We start from the raw sequence: 15,271 nt of genomic DNA on the forward strand, positions 1-15,271 counted from the left end.
GATTCGGTTGATTCTCATCACCAAGCCACGGATAAAGCAACGCTCTTTTATGCCTGATGCTACTGGAAACTGTAGCCAATCTCAGAAAGCGATTTCTTGTTTTTGGACCATCCGCTTTTGACCGATACGAAAAGTTCGAGAAAGATCTTTTTCCCCGCGAATTTCTCCATTTTGATGCGCGCATCTCTTCCGATGCGTTTGATCGTCGATCCCCCGCGTCCGACAAGTATGAGTTTCTGACTCTTCTTTTCGGCGATGATCGTAGCCTGCACACGATCAAGATGCGGTTTCTCGTCGATCTTCTCGATAATCACATCCGTTTCATAGGGAATTTCGTCACTCAGGTTGTCGAAAATCGACTCCCGGATCATCTCTTTGTAGATGTCCCGGATGTTGGTCGTCGTCATGAGTTCCGGATCGTAGAGCCAGGGAGAGCAGGGCAGATGTTTCCCGATTTCATCCAGCAGCTCTTTTTTCCCGATATCTTTGGTGACCGAGACGGGAATGAGTGCCAGAAATCTCTCCTGAAACTTTTGATACTCCGAGATCTTTTCGAGCAGTTTTTGGTTGCTCACTTCGTCGATTTTCGTCAGGACGACGATATGGGGGCGTCCTTTCGTGTTGAGTTCCAGAAATTTCTCGTAATGGTCCAGCCTGTCTTTTGCCGGTGCAAGAAAAAGAACAAGATCACAGTCGCCGATCGCCTTGATCGCCTCAGAGAGCATGAACTGGTTCAAAAGACGCTCTTTTTCATGGATTCCCGGCGTATCGACAAAGATGATCTGAACATTGCCGTGCATCACGATAATGTTCATGCGCTTTCTGGTAGCCTGTGCCTTTTTGCTCACCATCGCCAGTTTCTCGCCGACGAGCCAGTTGAGTAGCGTGCTTTTGCCGGCGTTCGGGCGCCCTACGACGGCAACGAATCCCGCTTTCGTCGGACAGTCAGAGGATGTAGCGCGCAATATCTTCATCCTCGACGATGGAATCGAGCTTACCATGGACATAATCGGCAGTTATCGTGAAAGTTTTACCCCTGTACCGGTCCGCTTCGAAACTGATCTCTTCCAGGACCTTTTCGATGACGGTATGCAGACGCCGCGCACCGATGTCCTCCGTGCGCTCGTTGGCCTGGTAACTGAGGTGCGCGATCGACCTGAGGGCATCCTCTTCGAAAACGAGTTCCATGCCCTCGACACTCAGCAGTGCCTGATACTGTTTGATCAGTGAGTTTTTCGGTTTGGTCAGAATTTCGTACAGTGCCTCTTCCGTCAGGCTGTCGAGCTCGACACGCAGGGGAAAACGGCCCTGCAGTTCGGGAATGAGATCGCTCGGTTTGCTGACATGGAATGCGCCCGCGGCGATGAACAGGATGTGATCGGTATCGATGGGGCCGTATTTGGTGTTGACCGTACTCCCCTCGACGATCGGAAGAAGGTCGCGCTGGACTCCCTCTTTGCTTGGATCCTGCCTTCCGCTGTTCTGGCTGGACACGGCGATTTTGTCGATTTCGTCGAGAAAAATGATGCCGCCCTGCTGCGCCCGACGCAGTGCTTCCTGTTTGATCTGCTCTTCGTCGAGAATCCTTTCGCTGGCACTCTGCCTCAGAATCTTTCGGGCTTCTTTGACTGTCACCTCTTTTTTGTTCTCCCTGCCGAACGAACCGAAGACCCGGGCCAGGGATTCCTGCACCTTGCTCATCTCCGGCGGCATGTTGCTGTCTGCCATTTCGATCTTCGGAGCCGGCATTTCCACTTCGATCTTCAGTTTGTCCAGCTCCCCTTTTCTGAGCTTCTCCCGCATCCGTTCGAAACTGCTTTGGTACTCCTGCTGTTTGCTCTGCGGGGCGTTTTTCGGCAGCGGCGGCAGGAGTTTTTCGATGATCATTTTTTCGACATTCCGGTCGATTTCCCCCGCTTTGAGTTCCTTTTGCTCCTGGGTGACGAGATTGATCGAAGTGGCGACGAGATCGCGTATCATCGATTCGACATCCCGTCCCACAAAGCCGACCTCGGTGTATTTGCTGGCTTCGACCTTGACGAAAGGAAACCCCATCATCTTCGCAAGCCGCCGTGCGATTTCCGTTTTTCCTACGCCGGTCGAACCGATCATCAGGATATTTTTGGGCATGATCTCATCCTGAATCTCTTTGGGCAGCTGCATGCGTCTGAATCGGTTGCGAAGGGCCACGGCGATCGTCTTTTTCGCCCTCTCCTGACCGATGACATAGTTGTCAAGATAGGCGACGATCTCTTTGGGTGTCATGGTATTGGCGTTTTGGTTGCTCATTTTCTCAATTCCAGTGTTTTGATATTGTGGTTGGTGTAGATGCACAGGTCGGCGGCGATGTGGAGGCTCTCCTCGACCAGCGCCTTGGGATCCATGTCGGCATGTTTCGCCAGTGCCCTGGCGGCGGAGATCGCGAAATTGCCGCCGCTTCCGATGGCGGCGATCTTGCCATCTTCTGGTTCCACGACATCGCCGTTTCCGCTCAGAATGAAGATGTGCTCATTGTTCAGAACGATCATCATCGCCTCGAGGCGCCTCAATACTTTGTCTTTGCGCCACGCCTTGGAAAAGTCGATCACCGCTTTGAGCAGATCCCCCTTTCTGCTCTGCAAAAACCCCTCGAACATGTCGAAAAGGTTGAAAGCGTCGGCGGTGCTTCCCGCAAAGCCTGCGAGCACCTCGCCGTTGTGGAGTGTGCGGATCTTCGTGGCGTTTCCTTTGAGGACGGCGTTGCCGAAGGTCACCTGTCCGTCTCCGCCGATGACGGCATAATCGTCTGCTCTGTAGGCCAGTATCGTCGTCGCTTCAAACATCTCCTCTACTCTCCGGCCACTTCGAATTTGAGAGAGGCATGGATGCCGTGTCCCAGTTTGATATCGGCTTCGTATTCGCCCGTTGCCTTGATCGCATGGTCGAGGTGGATGTGCTTTTTGTCCACTTCCAGCCCGATCTCTGCCAGGGCGTCGGCCAGATCATGGTTCGTGATGGCTCCAAAGAGCGATCCGTTGGCCCCAAGCTTCTTTTTGATCACCGGATGGACACTTTCGAGTCTCTTTTTCATCTCTTCAAGACGCGCGATCTCCGCCGCTTCTTCCGCTGCTTTGCGCTGCTGCTGCGCCTGCCACTCGGCGACCACTTCCGGAGTCGCCACTTTGGCGAATCCCTTGGCGACGAGGAAGTTTTTCCCGTAGCCGTCTTTCACCTCTTTGATCTCTCCGGCTTTGCCCAAACTTTTCACATCTTTTATCAACAGTACTTTCATAAACTGAACTCCTACGTATAATTTGGGTGATTATATCGAAAATAGCGTAATTCGGTTATAATTCCGAAAAAATCGAGGGGGAAGGTCGATCATGTTCATACCGTTTCGCGTACCCGATTTCGACACGTTCGTCGATGCGTTGCAGAATCTCTTGAAAGAGAACGAAAAAAAGATCGAAGCGCTGTTGGCCCAAAGCGAGAAGGAGTACATCACTTTCGCCAGGCCCTATATGGAGACATTCGAAAAGCTCGATCTCTTCTTTACCCCGCTCTCCCATCTCAACAGCGTGGAGAACTCCGAAAAGACGCAGAAAACCTACGAAGCGTCGCTGCCGCTGCTTTCGCACTACCATACGAAACTCATGCAGAACAAAAAACTCTATGAGGCCTTTGCGTCGATACGGGGCGAGGATGCGGCGCAAAAGGAGATGCTGCGGCTTGAAATCCGGGACTTCAGACTCTCCGGCGTCGATCTTCCCGAAGAGAAGAAAAAGAGGCTCGAAGAGATCGACCTGAAACTCAGCGAGCTCAACAACCGTTTCTCCCAGAACCTTCTTGATGCGACGAACGCCTACGAACTGATCGTCGAAGATCCGAAAGACGTGGAGGGAATTCCGCAAAACGATCTGAAACTCGCAGAAACGGAAAAGGAGGGAAAACGAGTCTGGAAATTCACTCTTCAGCTGCCAAGCTACATGGCCTACATGAGCTATGGGCCCAACAGAGCGCTGCGCGAGGAGCTCTACCGGGCCTACGTGACCCGGGCTCCCGAAAACGGGGACGTCATCGACGAGATACTGCGGCTTCGGGACGAGAAGGCCAAAATACTCGGATTCGACCATTACAGCGAGCTTTCGCTGGCCACCAAAATGGCGCCGAACGACGATGCCGTCGTCCGTTTTCTGAATGAACTGGCCGACGCGTCACTCCCCCACGCTGAAAAAGAGGTCCACAAACTCGAACAACTGGCACGTGAGGAGGGGCTCGATACCATCGAGAGCTTCGACGTCGCCTACTACAGTGAAAAACTCAAAAAGAGAGAACTCGATTTCGACGACGAGATGACACGTCCGTTTTTCGAGCAGGGCAGGGTAGTGAAGGGACTGCTCGACTTTGTCAGCGAGCTTTTCGGAATCGACTTCGTCGAAGTCGATGTGCCGGTTTGGAACGAGAAGGTAAAAGTCTATGATCTCGTAGAAAACGGCGAAAGCTTCGCCAGGATCTATTTCGATCTCGAGGCCCGAAAAAACAAGCGCGGCGGTGCATGGATGAACGACTGGCAGACCCATCATGAGGACGAAAATGGAAGGGTACATCCCGCCTCCGCTTTTGTCGTGTGCAATTTCCCGCCATCGAGTGGCGATGTACCGTCTCTTTTGCGTCACGATGATGTTGTGACACTCTTTCACGAGATGGGGCACGCCATCCATCACCTTTTCAGCAGGGTCAGGGAACGGTTCGTCAGCGGTATTCATGGGGTCGCGTGGGATGTGGTCGAGTTTCCGTCCCAGTTTCTTGAAAATTTTGCCTACGAAAAAGAGGTGCTCGACCGCTTCGCGAGACATTACGAAACCGGGGAGTCCCTTCCGCGCGAACTGGCGGAAAAGATCAAACGAAGCAGGAATTTTCTCGCGGCCATGGGAATGTTGAGGCAGATAGAGTTCGCCCTTTTTGACTTTATGCTTCATCAAAGACTCTATCAGGGAGAGGAGGTCCAGCGGCTTCTCGATGGATTGCGGGAACGGCTGGCGCTGATCAAACCGCCGGCCTACAACCGTTTTCAGTGGGGTTTCGCGCATATTTTCGCGGGGGGATACGCGGCAGGCTACTACAGTTACAAATGGGCAGAAGTGCTTAGTGCCGACGCCTTTTTCGCCTGTTACGAAAAAGGGCGCATAAAAAGGGAGATGACAGACGGTTACAAACAGACCATATTGGAAAAAGGCGCCAGCGCGCCAATGGACAGCCTCTATCGCGAATGGCTGGGACGCGACCCCGATCCGAATGCGCTTGTGAAACTCTACGATCTGGCAAGTCGATGAGCAGTTTTGAATTCTGGGGGTACGTTCTTGTCATCGGGTCGATACTGACCTACATCTGCTGGGGATTCGTTTTCGCGATTCAGGGCCTTCTGCTGCTGCACGGTCGGCCCGAGGCGGTGGCCTGGCTGAAAAAGCGCTACACGATCAAAAGTTTTATGCGCGAACTCTACGTTTTCATGCCTATGCTCTATATTTTCCATTTTCTGCTGGAAGTGCTCCCGCGCCTGATAGGGATCGACGATGCCGTCATAAAATTCAGCGTGGGGGACCTGATCGAGCGTGCCGAAGACGCACTGGGCCGTTGATTGGAGAATCCCTTCAAACTATATCTGCAAAAAAGAGACGGGTAGAGGTTTCCTCTATCTTTTCGCTTTCTTCGTCGTTGACAACAGAACGAGATAACCCACGATTCCGGAGAGAAACGATCCGATAAGAATGCCCAGCCGCTCGTCGACGAGGGGGATGCAGGCACCGCCGGTGCATTCGAAGGCGAGCGATCCGATGAAAAGGCTCATCGTAAAACCGACACCCCCCAAAACGGAGAGGCCGTAAAGATGTTTCCATCCTATCCCGTCGGGGAGCGAGCCAAGACGCAGGAAGATGGCCAGCGAGCTGAAGAGGAAGATGCCAAGCTGCTTGCCCAAAAAGAGCCCAAGTGCGATTCCAACCGTCACGGCGTCTGTGAAATCCCCTACCGAGACGTTGGAAAAGCTGATTCCTGTATTGACGAAGGCGAACAGCGGAAGAATGACATGGTTGACAGGCGCATGTAGCGAGTGTTCCAGGGCATGAAAGCTCGCCTTGTTGTTTCGTATCGGAATGAAGAGGCCCAGTATGACGCCGGCAAGCGTGGCATGGACCCCCGATTTGAGCATCGCGACCCACATGACGATGCCGATGAGAACATAGGCGGTATTGTTCACGACTCCCCCTCTGTTCATCATGAAAAGAGTGAATATCGTGGCTGCGACGATGCCCAGTGAGAGGTAGGAGAGGCCGGAGGTATAAAAAAGTGCGATGATGATGATCGCCCCGAGGTCGTCGATGATGGCCAATGTTAAAAGAAAGAGTTTAAGCACCGGCGGAACCCTTTTGCCCAGCAGAGAAAGGATGCCCAGGGCGAAGGCGATATCGGTGGCCGTGGGTATGGCCCACCCCTGCATCGCAGCGGGGTTTTCGCTGTTGAAAAAGGCGTAGATTATCGCTGGAATGGCCATGCCGCCGAATGCCGCGAAGGCGGGCACAGTGATTTTTCCGGGATCTTTCAGCTCCCCTTCAACCACTTCCCTTTTGATCTCCAGGCCGACCATGAAAAAGAACACGGCCATCAGGCCGTCGTTGATCCAAAGGAGCAGGGGTTTGTCGATAATCAGCGTGCCGATGCGTATCGTCACGGGAATTTCGGTAAAGGCGTCGTAGTATCCCTTCAGGGGCGAGTTGGCGATGAGCATCGCCGCAAGGGTCATCAGAAAAAGCAGTATTCCCGTTGAGGAGTCTTTCTTGAAGAAAGCGAGCAGGTTGTCTTTGAGCATGGCATCGCGTCCGTTTTTGGAAAATTATACCATCAGTACGATGCCCGAAAGCGGTGATCTACTTGTCGTGGAATTTTTTTTGGTAGTAAACCGTGAAGACAACGACAACGGCGGTGACGAAGAGTATGGAGAGTATCTCCCACAGCAATTCATCGACCGTCATTGATATTCTTTAGTATGAAAATAGGTTCTTCCGCATCTTCGCAAAGAGTCCCTCCGCCGGCAACCATGAAAAGAGGCGGGTGCCCTCATTTTTTTCGCGCGTGGCCCTCGATGATAAACCGCAGGGCGTTGAGGCGGATGAATCCTTCCGCGTCTTTCTGGTTGTAGACCGTATCCTCTTCGAACGTGCTGAATTCCGGATGGAAAAGGGTGTTGGGAGAGCGTCGTCCGACCACCATGACGCTTCCTTTGTAGAGTTTAAGGCGGACATCGCCGTTGACGTTTTCCTGGGTTTTGTCGATTGCCGCCTGGAGCATTTCACGCTCGGGTGCGAACCAGAAACCGTTGTAGATGAGCTTCGCATAGCGGGGCATCAGCTCGTCTTTCAGGTGCGCCTCTTCGCGGTCGAGTGTGATCGATTCGATGGCCCGGTGCGCTTTGAGCATAATGGTGCCGCCCGGCGTCTCGTAACATCCGCGGCTCTTCATGCCGACAAAGCGGTTTTCGACCAGGTCGAGTCGTCCGATGCCGTGTTTGCTTCCAAGACGGTTGAGCTCCATTAGAATCTGGGCCGGCGTCATCTCTTCGCCGTTGATGGCGACGGGATCGCCACTCTTGTAGGTGATGGTGATGTATTCGGGGGCATCCGGGGCGTTTTCGGGGCTGACGGTCCAGCGCCACATCTCCTCTTCGGGTTCGTTCATCGGATCTTCCAGCCGGCCGCCTTCGTAAGAGATGTGCAGGAGGTTGGCATCCATGGAGTAGGGGGACTTTTTGCCGTGTTTTTCGATCGGTATGCCGTGGTCTTCCGCAAACTTGAGCAGTTTCTCCCGGCTGTTGAGATCCCACTCTCTCCATGGCGCGATGATCGTTATGTCGGGATTGAGCGCCAGGTAGCCCAGTTCGAAACGGACCTGGTCGTTTCCTTTTCCGGTCGCACCGTGGCTGACGGCGTCGGCGCCCGTGAGCTTCGCGATCTCGATCTGGCGCTTGGCGATGAGGGGACGGGCGATGGACGTGCCGAGCAGGTACTCCCCTTCGTAGATGGCGTTGGCCCGGAACATCGGAAAGACGTAATCTTGCACGAACTCCTCCCGAAGATCCTCGATGAAGATGTTTTCCGGTTTGATGCCCAGTTTCAGTGCCTTCTCCCTGGCGGGTTCGACCTCTTCTCCCTGACCTATGTCCGCGGTAAACGTGACCACTTCGCAGTTGTACTCATCCTGCAGCCATTTCAGGATGATACTGGTGTCGAGGCCGCCGGAATAGGCGAGAACGACTTTTTTGACATTTTTTTTCATGAAGCTGTACCCCTTGGAAAATTTGGAGTGATTTTATCCAAAAAGAGTTGAAAGGATTATGATGTAATGTCGAGGCGGGTGGAAGAAACGGACCCGCCGGAGGAGGTGAGGAATTTTTTGGATGTTTCGACTCTTTTCATCTCTTCGGCGAGCTCTCTTTTTTTACCGATGATGAGACCGCGGGCCTGATCGATCAGATGCATCGCGCGTTTTATTTCATCGGTCGTGTCGAATGCCGGCATCCGGTCGATCAGAGATGAGAGGCGTTCTTCGTCCTCTTCGATTAGGGCGATTTTGAAATCGTCAAGCCATGCCATCTGCCGTCACTTCTCTCCAGGCTTCCAGGAGTGTCCGGGTCACTTTGAGCACGATGTCGATCTTCTCCGGGCAGTTTTCGATATTGCTTTCTGTCATGAATTTGATCTGCTGGTTGTAGAGTCCTTCGAGATAGTAGGCGACATCGCCGCCTTTTTCGGGATCAAGGGAATTGATCAGTTCCACAAAAATCGCAATGGTCCGGTTGGTCCAGTAGGCCCGCTTTTCGATCTCTTTGTTCTCGATCGACTTTTTCGCCAGCGATGCGAAGCGGATGATCCCTTCGTACAGCATCTCGATCAGTTTTTCCGGGGATTCGATCTGAAGGTTGTTCTGGGTATAGGTACTGTATGCGGCTGCTGCGGTCATTAAAAAATCCTTTTTTACTTAAATTATGCATCCATGCAAAAATCGGGCTTTCACCCTTTTTTGTCGAAAATCATTCCGACAATCTCACGCATTTTGGCGGCCAGGCGCATCGCCTCTTCCGAAGGAATCTTGCGAATCTCCTGATTGTTGCTCGAATCGATGACCGATATGTAGAGCTCCTCGATGGAATCGTCAAAACCGAAGCGGATGCTCGTTTTGAGCGGGTTCATCTCTTTGTTGAGTTTGTCGGTAATCTCCTGCAGCTGCTTTTTCAGCTTTTCGGCATCGGCTCTCTCTTCCGTTTTTTGCGCCTCTTCCTTGCGCATCTGCAAAGAGTTTTTATGGGTTTGCTGTACAGATTGATGTGCGTGCCCAACACCCTGTGACGATGGGGGCTGCTGAGTGCGCATTGCGTTGAATATTTCCATGCGTCCTTCACCTCCGATTTGTGCTTTGAAGAAGTATCGGATGGTTTGCGAAATAGTTTAGGTCGGTTTCAAAAACCCATCTTGGGAATGATATAATAACGGCGTGACTCCACCGTACCGGGTGACGCCGGTAAAAACAGGGCTTTCATGAAAATCGCACTCAAATGCCATTCCATATTAATAGAAAAGAGTCTGCACCGGTTTTTGAAGAACAGGCTCGTACCCGAGCAGGAGGCGGATATTGTGGTGTCCGATCACGATACGGTGACGGAAAAACCGCTGCTTCGTATCGGCAGCGATCCGGAAGCCGACCTCAAAAAACCCTTTTCACGTTCGCAGCTCATGATCAAACTCGAAGAGAAGCTTAAAAGCAGTACGAACCGGCAGAGGGTTCACTCCTTTTCCCTCGAAGAGGAGGACGAGACGCTCGAAGAGAAGATCGAAAGGGTAACACGTCTGTTTGTCGACGATCTTGTTGCCATCATAAAAGAGCACTATGAAACCAAAAAGTAGCCCGATGACGACCAAAATCATTGGTGGGAAATACCGGGGCAAGAAGATAGTTCTGCCCGACAAGAGTGTCACACGCAGCTCAAAAGCGAGACTTCGCGAGTCTCTTTTCAACACGCTGCAGTTCGACCTGATCGACAGAAATTTCATCGAAATGTTCGGCGGAAGCGGTTCAGTTGGCCTTGAAGCGATCAGCAGGGGAGCGAAGCGGGCGTGGTTCATCGAGCGGGACCGCGACTCCTACAGAACGCTTCGGAACAATTGCGGATCGCTCGATCCCAAGCGATGCGAGCTTCTGTTGGGAGACGCTTTTGAAGAACTGCCCCGGATTCTGGAAAAGCTGAAGGAGAGGGGCGAGAAAGCCTATCTCTACATCGACCCGCCATTCTCCATACGCGAAGGGTACGAAGAGATCTACGACAACGTGCTCGCGACGATCGCCCGTATCGATCCGGCGGTTATTTGCATGATCATCGTGGAACACATGACAAAAGCCGAGTTTCCCGACACGATAGGGCCCTTCAAACGGGTGAAATTCAAAAAATTCGGCAAAAGCGCACTGAGTTACTACACCGCGGCGTAACTCTGGAACGCCATTTGCTTTCGCTTTTTGAAAGATTTCGAAGCGAAAGGTTTCCATTGAGACGGGCAGCATTTCTGATCGTACTTTTGCCTCTTTTTCTCCATGCCGCGAAAATAAAAGAGATTTGCAACGTCATCGGCGTTCGGGACAACCAGCTCATCGGATACGGGCTGGTCGTCGGCCTCAACAAGACTGGAGACGGCACCACTTCCAAATTCACCCTGCAGACCATCGCCAACATGCTGCAGTCGATGAATGTGAAACTCGATCCCAAAGATATCAAATCGAAAAATGTGGCCGCTGTCATGGTCACCGCGACACTTCCTCCTTTCGCCCGGCAGGGAGACCGCATCGACGTGGTCGTCTCCTCGATGGGGGACGCCAAATCGATTGAGGGCGGGACACTTTTGATGACACCGCTCAAAGGGGTCGACGGGCGCATCTATGCACTGGCCCAGGGTTCCGTGACGATCGGAGGGAGAAACGGCAGAGGCGCGGGAACGCTCAACCACGCGACCGCCGGCCGCATTCCGGGAGGCGCCCTGGTGGAACAGGAGGTCGCATTCGATCTCTACTCGCAAAAACAGGCGACGCTCAGCCTCAAAGAGGCGAACTTCAAAAACGCCATCGCGATTCAGAAGATGCTCAACCGCTACTATAAACAGAGAGTGGCAGTGGCCATCGATGCCAGAACCATCCGGCTCAAAAAACCGGAAACGATGAGTATGATCGAGTTTCTCGCCGAGGCGCAGGAGTTGTCAATCGATTACAGTGTCAAACCCCGCATTGTCATCGATGAAAGGACAGGGACCATCGTGTCCGGCGTGGATATCGAAGTTGAGCCTGTCATGATTACACACGGTGACATCGTTGTCAAAATCGAACGACAGAAGCGACTTCCGGCGATCAAAAAAGGATCGGATGCCGTCAATATCGGACGCAATACACAGATACAGCCCGGGAACAACGCGGTCGTGACACGCCCGGGTGCGACGACCGTCGCAAATATCGCCCGGTCGCTGAAAAAACTGGGTGCGACACCCAAAGACATCATTTCGATTCTCGAAGCGATGAAAAATGCGGGGGCGATTCACGCCGACCTGCAGATCATTTAAGGAGAAGCCATGCAGATTCGGATTCCAGAATTCAGCGGGGTCGAACCCGGGGTTCCTTCACTCAATGCAAAACCGAACGAGAGGGTGAGACTCAAAGAGCAGACCGATGCGTTTGAGGCGATCATACTGAAAATGCTTCTTGACAAATCAATACAGGGAAACGATCCGCTTCTTCCCAAAGATCCGGGCCGGGAGATCTACCAGTCGATGATGAACGGGGAGCGAAGCAAGCAGCTCAGCGGGGCTTTCGGGTACAGTGAACTTTTGTTTAACTATTTGGTTGAAAAACGGGCTTAACAAATAATCCATTTTGTCGATAGTATAATTACAGAAGCATATCAATGACAAAGGATGCATAATGATTCGCAACGTAGGTGCCCAAAACAGCGGGACGATAATCAACGATATGAGGAAGAACGACGTGCAAAACGCACAGAATATCGAAAAACAGACAGTGGAAAAACAGAGCAGGGTCGATGAGTTGAAAAAACAGATCGCCAATGGAGAGTACCAGATCGATCTGAAAGCCACCGCAACGAAAATGGCTCAGGAGCTCAAACCCGATCTCTAAACCGAGGAAATAAGATGCTGAATCACTATTTGGACAAGGCGGCAGAGGATTTGCAGTCGCTGATCGATTTGACGCAGATGGATATCGAAGACATCAAAGCGGCACGCCACGATGCCATGTTCGAACGCATCAAAACAAAAGAACACACGCTGGTGACTTTTGAAAACCGCAAAGCTTTGATCGACAACGAGATCAGCAATCTTGTCAAAGCCCATCCGGATAGTGAGATGGAGGATCTTCTGGACGCGACGATCCGGCAGAAACTCTCCGTTCTTCGGGAGAAACTCGAGGAGCTGCAGGCCCTCAACCGCTATTATGCACGTTTTGTCATTACCGTAGGAGAATTCTACAACACACTGTACGAGGAGATGCTCCCTGTCGAAAAAGACGGCTATACAGGGAAAAATGCCAAGCTGGCATCGTTCATCGAAGTGAGGGCGTAAGCCGTGGCTTCGATCTTCAATGCCCTGAATATCGGCTACAGCGGGCTGAAGACTTCCCAGATCGCGATAGATACGACCGGTCACAATATCGCCAACGCCCAGAATCCCGACTACACGCGCCAGCGTGTCGTCATCTCCCCCAATACGCCTCTTCATACCACGCCCGGCGATATCGGGCTCGGCGCGAAAATCACGGAGATCGTACGGATTCACGACGAATTTGTCTACAAGCGACTCAAGGACGCTTCCACTGACAACGAATACAGCCAGTTCAGAAAAGAGACGATGGACGAGGTCTCGACCTACTTTCCCGAGATCGACAAGAACGGCATCTACAACGGGATGCAGGAGTATTTCAACGCCTGGAACGATTTTTCGAAAAATACCGACGACACCGCACTGAAAACCAACCTCGCCCAGCAGACCCGCACCTTTACCTCGACAATCCGCCAGACCCGTGAACAGATAGCGACACTTCAGAACTCCCTCGACGAGCAGCTTCAAACGGCGGTGGACGAAATCAACAGACTCGGCAGACAGATCGCCGATATCAACATACGCATCAACACGGACGAGGCGGGCGGCGATCATGCCAACGATCTGCGGGACCAGCGGGACAAACTCGAGCTTGCCCTTAGCAAGCTGGTCGATATCGCCGTCTCCAAAGGCGATCTTCAGCCCGATGCCACGGTCGACAGGCATCGAATCGAATCGGGTGACGCCTACCACCTGAGTATCGGCGGCTCTTCCTTCGTCGACGGTTCCACCTTTCACCCTCTTGTCATCGACGAAAAAGAGGGAGGTGGTTTCAAGCAGGTCTATTACCAGCGCCAGGATTATGAGAAATTCGATATCACCGGCTATCTCCATGGCGGAAAAGTGGGAGCGATTCTCTCCCTCAGGGACGGAGATCTTCAAAATGTGATGGATGAGCTCGACAGTTACGCTTCCTCGATGGCCATGTTTACCAACAATCTCTATGCCGCCCATGCGACAACGGCGATGCGCGGCGACGCCGAGATCGAAGAGGATCAGACGGTTCAAAACTCCGAACTGCCGATTCGCGAGGGAAGCTTCTATGTCAAAGTCTACGACATCGACGGCAATGAAGTGGCAAAAAGAGAGATCGTTGTCACGAAAGAGAAGACGTTTGGCGAAATAGCGGGCTTCATCAATGCCAACATCGACGACAACGGCGACAATGTAACCAGCAACGATGTGGACGATTTTCTGGACGCATCCGCTAAAAATGGCAGATTCACTATCGATGTGAAACAGGAGGTGCAGGGCCTGGGTTACACATTCGCCATCGAAGAGGCCGATAAAGAGGCTCCGACACTTTTTGCCGGTGCTCTCGGACTCGAACGCTTTTTCGACGGCAGGAGCGCCGCCGACATACGGCTCAACAAGGCCCTGGACGAGAATCCTACCCGTATCGGCGGAAACGGTGCCCCCGTCGCGGGCGACAACCGTGTCGCCAACAGCATGATCGAATTGCAATACGACAAGATCGATTTCTACATGCCTGCAGACTCCGGCAATCTCTACACGTCCGATACGCTGAGCGGTTTTTTCCGAATGAGCGCGACGAACGTCGCCGATACGACCGCGTCGGCTCACGCCTCGGCGGAGACCTCGGAAGCACTGCTCAATGCCGTGGTCGATGAATTCGACAGCATCAGCAAGGTCGATATGGACGAGGAACTGACCAATCTCATGAAGTATCAGACAGGGTACAGTGCCAGTGCGAAGGTCATCACGACGATCGACCAGATGATTCAGACACTTCTTAACATAAAACAGTAATATTGCGGGTATGAAATGTCCATGCATCAGTGTGGCCATACTGGTCGCACTTTTTCTCTTTGCTTTCGCCGGTCCGTTTTTTTATACGGCCAGTCCTTACGCTCTGCATCCCGAATCGCTCCTTCTTCCCCCTTCCGGTGCCTATCCGCTGGGAACAGACAGACTGGGCCGGGATCTTCTGGCGCGGTTGATGCAAGGCGGACAGGTCTCCCTTCTTATCGGTGTCGGCAGCGCTCTCATTGCGTCGACGATCGGTCTGATGGTGGGCATAACCGCCGGTTTTTTCCGGGGAAAAGTGGACAGAACGTTCGTCGTGGTTGTCGATCTTTTTCTGACATTCCCCACCTTTTTTCTTCTGTTGGCACTTGTTAGTTACATCGAAGCTTCCGTCTGGGTTCTCATTTTCGTCATTTCCGTGACAGGGTGGATGACGATGGCCCGGATGATTCGGGCCGAGAGCTTCGCCATCGGAGAAAAACCCTTCATCAAGATACTCAAAATCGCCCGGGTCCCGACATCCCGGATCATCGTCAAATATTTCGCTCCGCTGCTGGCACCCATATTTTTCGTCAGCTTCACGTTCGGCGTGGGCGGGGCGATTCTGAGCGAAAGCGCCCTTAGCTTTCTGGGGCTCGGCATAAGCCCGCCGCAAATGAGCTGGGGCAGCCTGATCAGCGAAGGGAAGGAAGTGATGGAGATCGCCTGGTGGATCAGCTTCTTCCCGGGGTTGATGATCTTTCTGGTCACTTTCTCGCTGATGCAGATTTCCGACTATCTGCAGACCCGGACAAACCGAAAAGAGATCATAGGAAGTTAAAGAGGCC

General features: G+C 52.6%; 19 protein-coding genes. 10 read left to right on the forward strand and 9 right to left on the reverse strand.

All coding sequences use genetic code 11. The features are described 5' to 3' along the window. Nucleotides 1-59: 59 nt before the first annotated feature. The 4 genes from era to rplI are packed head-to-tail and all read right to left on the reverse strand — an operon-like array spanning nt 60 to nt 3,271. The gene (gene era, locus JMG82_RS01120) at nt 60-974 is read right to left on the reverse strand and encodes a GTPase Era (RefSeq protein WP_201353106.1); all 915 of its coding nucleotides are present in this window, start codon (nt 972-974) and stop codon (nt 60-62) included. Beyond that, entirely contained in the window at nt 946-2,265 is a 1,320-nt protein-coding gene (gene hslU / locus JMG82_RS01125) for an ATP-dependent protease ATPase subunit HslU (protein WP_201354129.1), read from the reverse strand. The genes era and hslU overlap by 29 nt, the downstream gene beginning before the upstream one ends. Before the next feature lie 20 nt (nt 2,266-2,285). Further along, a complete protein-coding gene (hslV, locus tag JMG82_RS01130; protein ID WP_201353107.1) occupies nt 2,286-2,822 on the reverse strand; it encodes an ATP-dependent protease subunit HslV in 537 nt (178 codons plus the stop codon). A 5-nt stretch (nt 2,823-2,827) separates the two neighbouring features. Further along, nucleotides 2,828-3,271, reverse strand: coding sequence for a 50S ribosomal protein L9 (rplI, locus tag JMG82_RS01135; RefSeq protein ID WP_201353108.1), 444 nt, complete (start codon nt 3,269-3,271; stop codon nt 2,828-2,830). A gap of 91 nt (nt 3,272-3,362) precedes the next feature. On the opposite strand from rplI, the gene JMG82_RS01140 reads away from it, so the two are divergent. Both JMG82_RS01140 and JMG82_RS01145 read left to right on the forward strand, forming a co-directional pair. Beyond that, nucleotides 3,363-5,312, forward strand: a complete 1,950-nt coding sequence (locus tag JMG82_RS01140; RefSeq protein WP_201353109.1) for a M3 family metallopeptidase — start codon at nt 3,363-3,365, stop codon at nt 5,310-5,312. Beyond that, entirely contained in the window at nt 5,309-5,617 is a 309-nt protein-coding gene (locus JMG82_RS01145) for a hypothetical protein (RefSeq protein WP_201353110.1), read from the forward strand. The genes JMG82_RS01140 and JMG82_RS01145 overlap by 4 nt, the downstream gene beginning before the upstream one ends. Before the next feature lie 54 nt (nt 5,618-5,671). On the opposite strand, the gene nhaA is transcribed toward JMG82_RS01145, so the two are convergent. From nhaA to JMG82_RS01170, 5 genes are all read right to left on the reverse strand, one after another. Next, nucleotides 5,672-6,844: a Na+/H+ antiporter NhaA gene (nhaA, locus tag JMG82_RS01150; protein WP_201353111.1), complete on the reverse strand. Its 1,173-nt coding sequence runs from the start codon at nt 6,842-6,844 to the stop codon at nt 5,672-5,674. 248 nt (nt 6,845-7,092) lie between these two features. Then, nucleotides 7,093-8,307, reverse strand: coding sequence for an argininosuccinate synthase (locus JMG82_RS01155; RefSeq protein ID WP_201353112.1), 1,215 nt, complete (start codon nt 8,305-8,307; stop codon nt 7,093-7,095). A 56-nt stretch (nt 8,308-8,363) separates the two neighbouring features. Continuing rightward, a complete protein-coding gene (locus JMG82_RS01160; RefSeq protein ID WP_201353113.1) occupies nt 8,364-8,624 on the reverse strand; it encodes a hypothetical protein in 261 nt (86 codons plus the stop codon). Further along, nucleotides 8,611-8,991, reverse strand: coding sequence for a flagellar export chaperone FliS (gene fliS, locus JMG82_RS01165; protein ID WP_201353114.1), 381 nt, complete (start codon nt 8,989-8,991; stop codon nt 8,611-8,613). Before fliS ends, JMG82_RS01160 begins: the two co-directional genes overlap by 14 nt. 50 nt (nt 8,992-9,041) lie before the next feature. Next, a complete protein-coding gene (locus JMG82_RS01170; protein WP_346727045.1) occupies nt 9,042-9,419 on the reverse strand; it encodes a flagella length regulator FlaG in 378 nt (125 codons plus the stop codon). Nucleotides 9,420-9,566: 147 nt separating this feature from the next. On the opposite strand from JMG82_RS01170, the gene JMG82_RS01175 reads away from it, so the two are divergent. From JMG82_RS01175 to JMG82_RS01210, 8 genes are all read left to right on the forward strand, one after another. Then, the gene (locus JMG82_RS01175) at nt 9,567-9,932 is read left to right on the forward strand and encodes a hypothetical protein (RefSeq protein WP_201353115.1); all 366 of its coding nucleotides are present in this window, start codon (nt 9,567-9,569) and stop codon (nt 9,930-9,932) included. After that, nucleotides 9,916-10,512 carry a 16S rRNA (guanine(966)-N(2))-methyltransferase RsmD gene (gene rsmD, locus JMG82_RS01180; RefSeq protein ID WP_201353116.1) on the forward strand — a complete coding sequence of 199 codons (597 nt, stop codon included), beginning with the start codon at nt 9,916-9,918 and terminating at the stop codon, nt 10,510-10,512. The genes JMG82_RS01175 and rsmD overlap by 17 nt, the downstream gene beginning before the upstream one ends. A 56-nt stretch (nt 10,513-10,568) precedes the next feature. Next, nucleotides 10,569-11,627 carry a flagellar basal body P-ring protein FlgI gene (locus JMG82_RS01185; RefSeq protein ID WP_201353117.1) on the forward strand — a complete coding sequence of 353 codons (1,059 nt, stop codon included), beginning with the start codon at nt 10,569-10,571 and terminating at the stop codon, nt 11,625-11,627. A gap of 9 nt (nt 11,628-11,636) precedes the next feature. Continuing rightward, on the forward strand, nt 11,637-11,924 hold the full coding sequence (locus JMG82_RS01190) for a rod-binding protein (RefSeq protein WP_201353118.1): 288 nt from the start codon (nt 11,637-11,639) through the stop codon (nt 11,922-11,924). 61 nt (nt 11,925-11,985) lie between these two features. Continuing rightward, nucleotides 11,986-12,198, forward strand: coding sequence for a flagellar biosynthesis anti-sigma factor FlgM (locus tag JMG82_RS01195; RefSeq protein WP_201353119.1), 213 nt, complete (start codon nt 11,986-11,988; stop codon nt 12,196-12,198). A gap of 14 nt (nt 12,199-12,212) precedes the next feature. Next, nucleotides 12,213-12,641: a hypothetical protein gene (locus tag JMG82_RS01200; RefSeq protein WP_201353120.1), complete on the forward strand. Its 429-nt coding sequence runs from the start codon at nt 12,213-12,215 to the stop codon at nt 12,639-12,641. Between the two features lie 3 nt (nt 12,642-12,644). Continuing rightward, the gene (gene flgK / locus JMG82_RS01205) at nt 12,645-14,447 is read left to right on the forward strand and encodes a flagellar hook-associated protein FlgK (protein ID WP_201353121.1); all 1,803 of its coding nucleotides are present in this window, start codon (nt 12,645-12,647) and stop codon (nt 14,445-14,447) included. A gap of 10 nt (nt 14,448-14,457) precedes the next feature. Beyond that, complete coding sequence (locus JMG82_RS01210) at nt 14,458-15,264, forward strand: ABC transporter permease (protein WP_201353122.1); 807 nt, start codon at nt 14,458-14,460, stop codon at nt 15,262-15,264. The last annotated feature ends 7 nt before the right edge of the window (nt 15,265-15,271 follow it).

This window comes from Hydrogenimonas urashimensis (genome assembly GCF_016593255.1).
In the GTDB taxonomy this organism is placed as follows: domain Bacteria; phylum Campylobacterota; class Campylobacteria; order Campylobacterales; family Hydrogenimonadaceae; genus Hydrogenimonas; species Hydrogenimonas urashimensis.

Bases quoted from the DNA above. Each gene is read 5' to 3' on its own strand.
- JMG82_RS01160 (WP_201353113.1), bottom strand. From the start codon at position 8,624: ATGGCATGGCTTGACGATTTCAAAATCGCCCTAATCGAAGAGGACGAA.
- JMG82_RS01170 (WP_346727045.1), bottom strand. From the start codon at position 9,419: ATGGAAATATTCAACGCAATGCGCACTCAGCAGCCCCCATCGTCACAG.
- rsmD (WP_201353116.1), top strand. From the start codon at position 9,916: ATGAAACCAAAAAGTAGCCCGATGACGACCAAAATCATTGGTGGGAAA.
- nhaA (WP_201353111.1), bottom strand. From the start codon at position 6,844: ATGCTCAAAGACAACCTGCTCGCTTTCTTCAAGAAAGACTCCTCAACG.
- JMG82_RS01200 (WP_201353120.1), top strand. From the start codon at position 12,213: ATGCTGAATCACTATTTGGACAAGGCGGCAGAGGATTTGCAGTCGCTG.
- JMG82_RS01190 (WP_201353118.1), top strand. From the start codon at position 11,637: ATGCAGATTCGGATTCCAGAATTCAGCGGGGTCGAACCCGGGGTTCCT.
- JMG82_RS01145 (WP_201353110.1), top strand. From the start codon at position 5,309: ATGAGCAGTTTTGAATTCTGGGGGTACGTTCTTGTCATCGGGTCGATA.
- hslV (WP_201353107.1), bottom strand. From the start codon at position 2,822: ATGTTTGAAGCGACGACGATACTGGCCTACAGAGCAGACGATTATGCC.
- era (WP_201353106.1), bottom strand. From the start codon at position 974: ATGAAGATATTGCGCGCTACATCCTCTGACTGTCCGACGAAAGCGGGA.
- JMG82_RS01140 (WP_201353109.1), top strand. From the start codon at position 3,363: ATGTTCATACCGTTTCGCGTACCCGATTTCGACACGTTCGTCGATGCG.
- rplI (WP_201353108.1), bottom strand. From the start codon at position 3,271: ATGAAAGTACTGTTGATAAAAGATGTGAAAAGTTTGGGCAAAGCCGGA.
- JMG82_RS01210 (WP_201353122.1), top strand. From the start codon at position 14,458: ATGAAATGTCCATGCATCAGTGTGGCCATACTGGTCGCACTTTTTCTC.
- JMG82_RS01195 (WP_201353119.1), top strand. From the start codon at position 11,986: ATGATTCGCAACGTAGGTGCCCAAAACAGCGGGACGATAATCAACGAT.
- fliS (WP_201353114.1), bottom strand. From the start codon at position 8,991: ATGACCGCAGCAGCCGCATACAGTACCTATACCCAGAACAACCTTCAG.
- JMG82_RS01155 (WP_201353112.1), bottom strand. From the start codon at position 8,307: ATGAAAAAAAATGTCAAAAAAGTCGTTCTCGCCTATTCCGGCGGCCTC.
- JMG82_RS01175 (WP_201353115.1), top strand. From the start codon at position 9,567: ATGAAAATCGCACTCAAATGCCATTCCATATTAATAGAAAAGAGTCTG.
- hslU (WP_201354129.1), bottom strand. From the start codon at position 2,265: ATGACACCCAAAGAGATCGTCGCCTATCTTGACAACTATGTCATCGGT.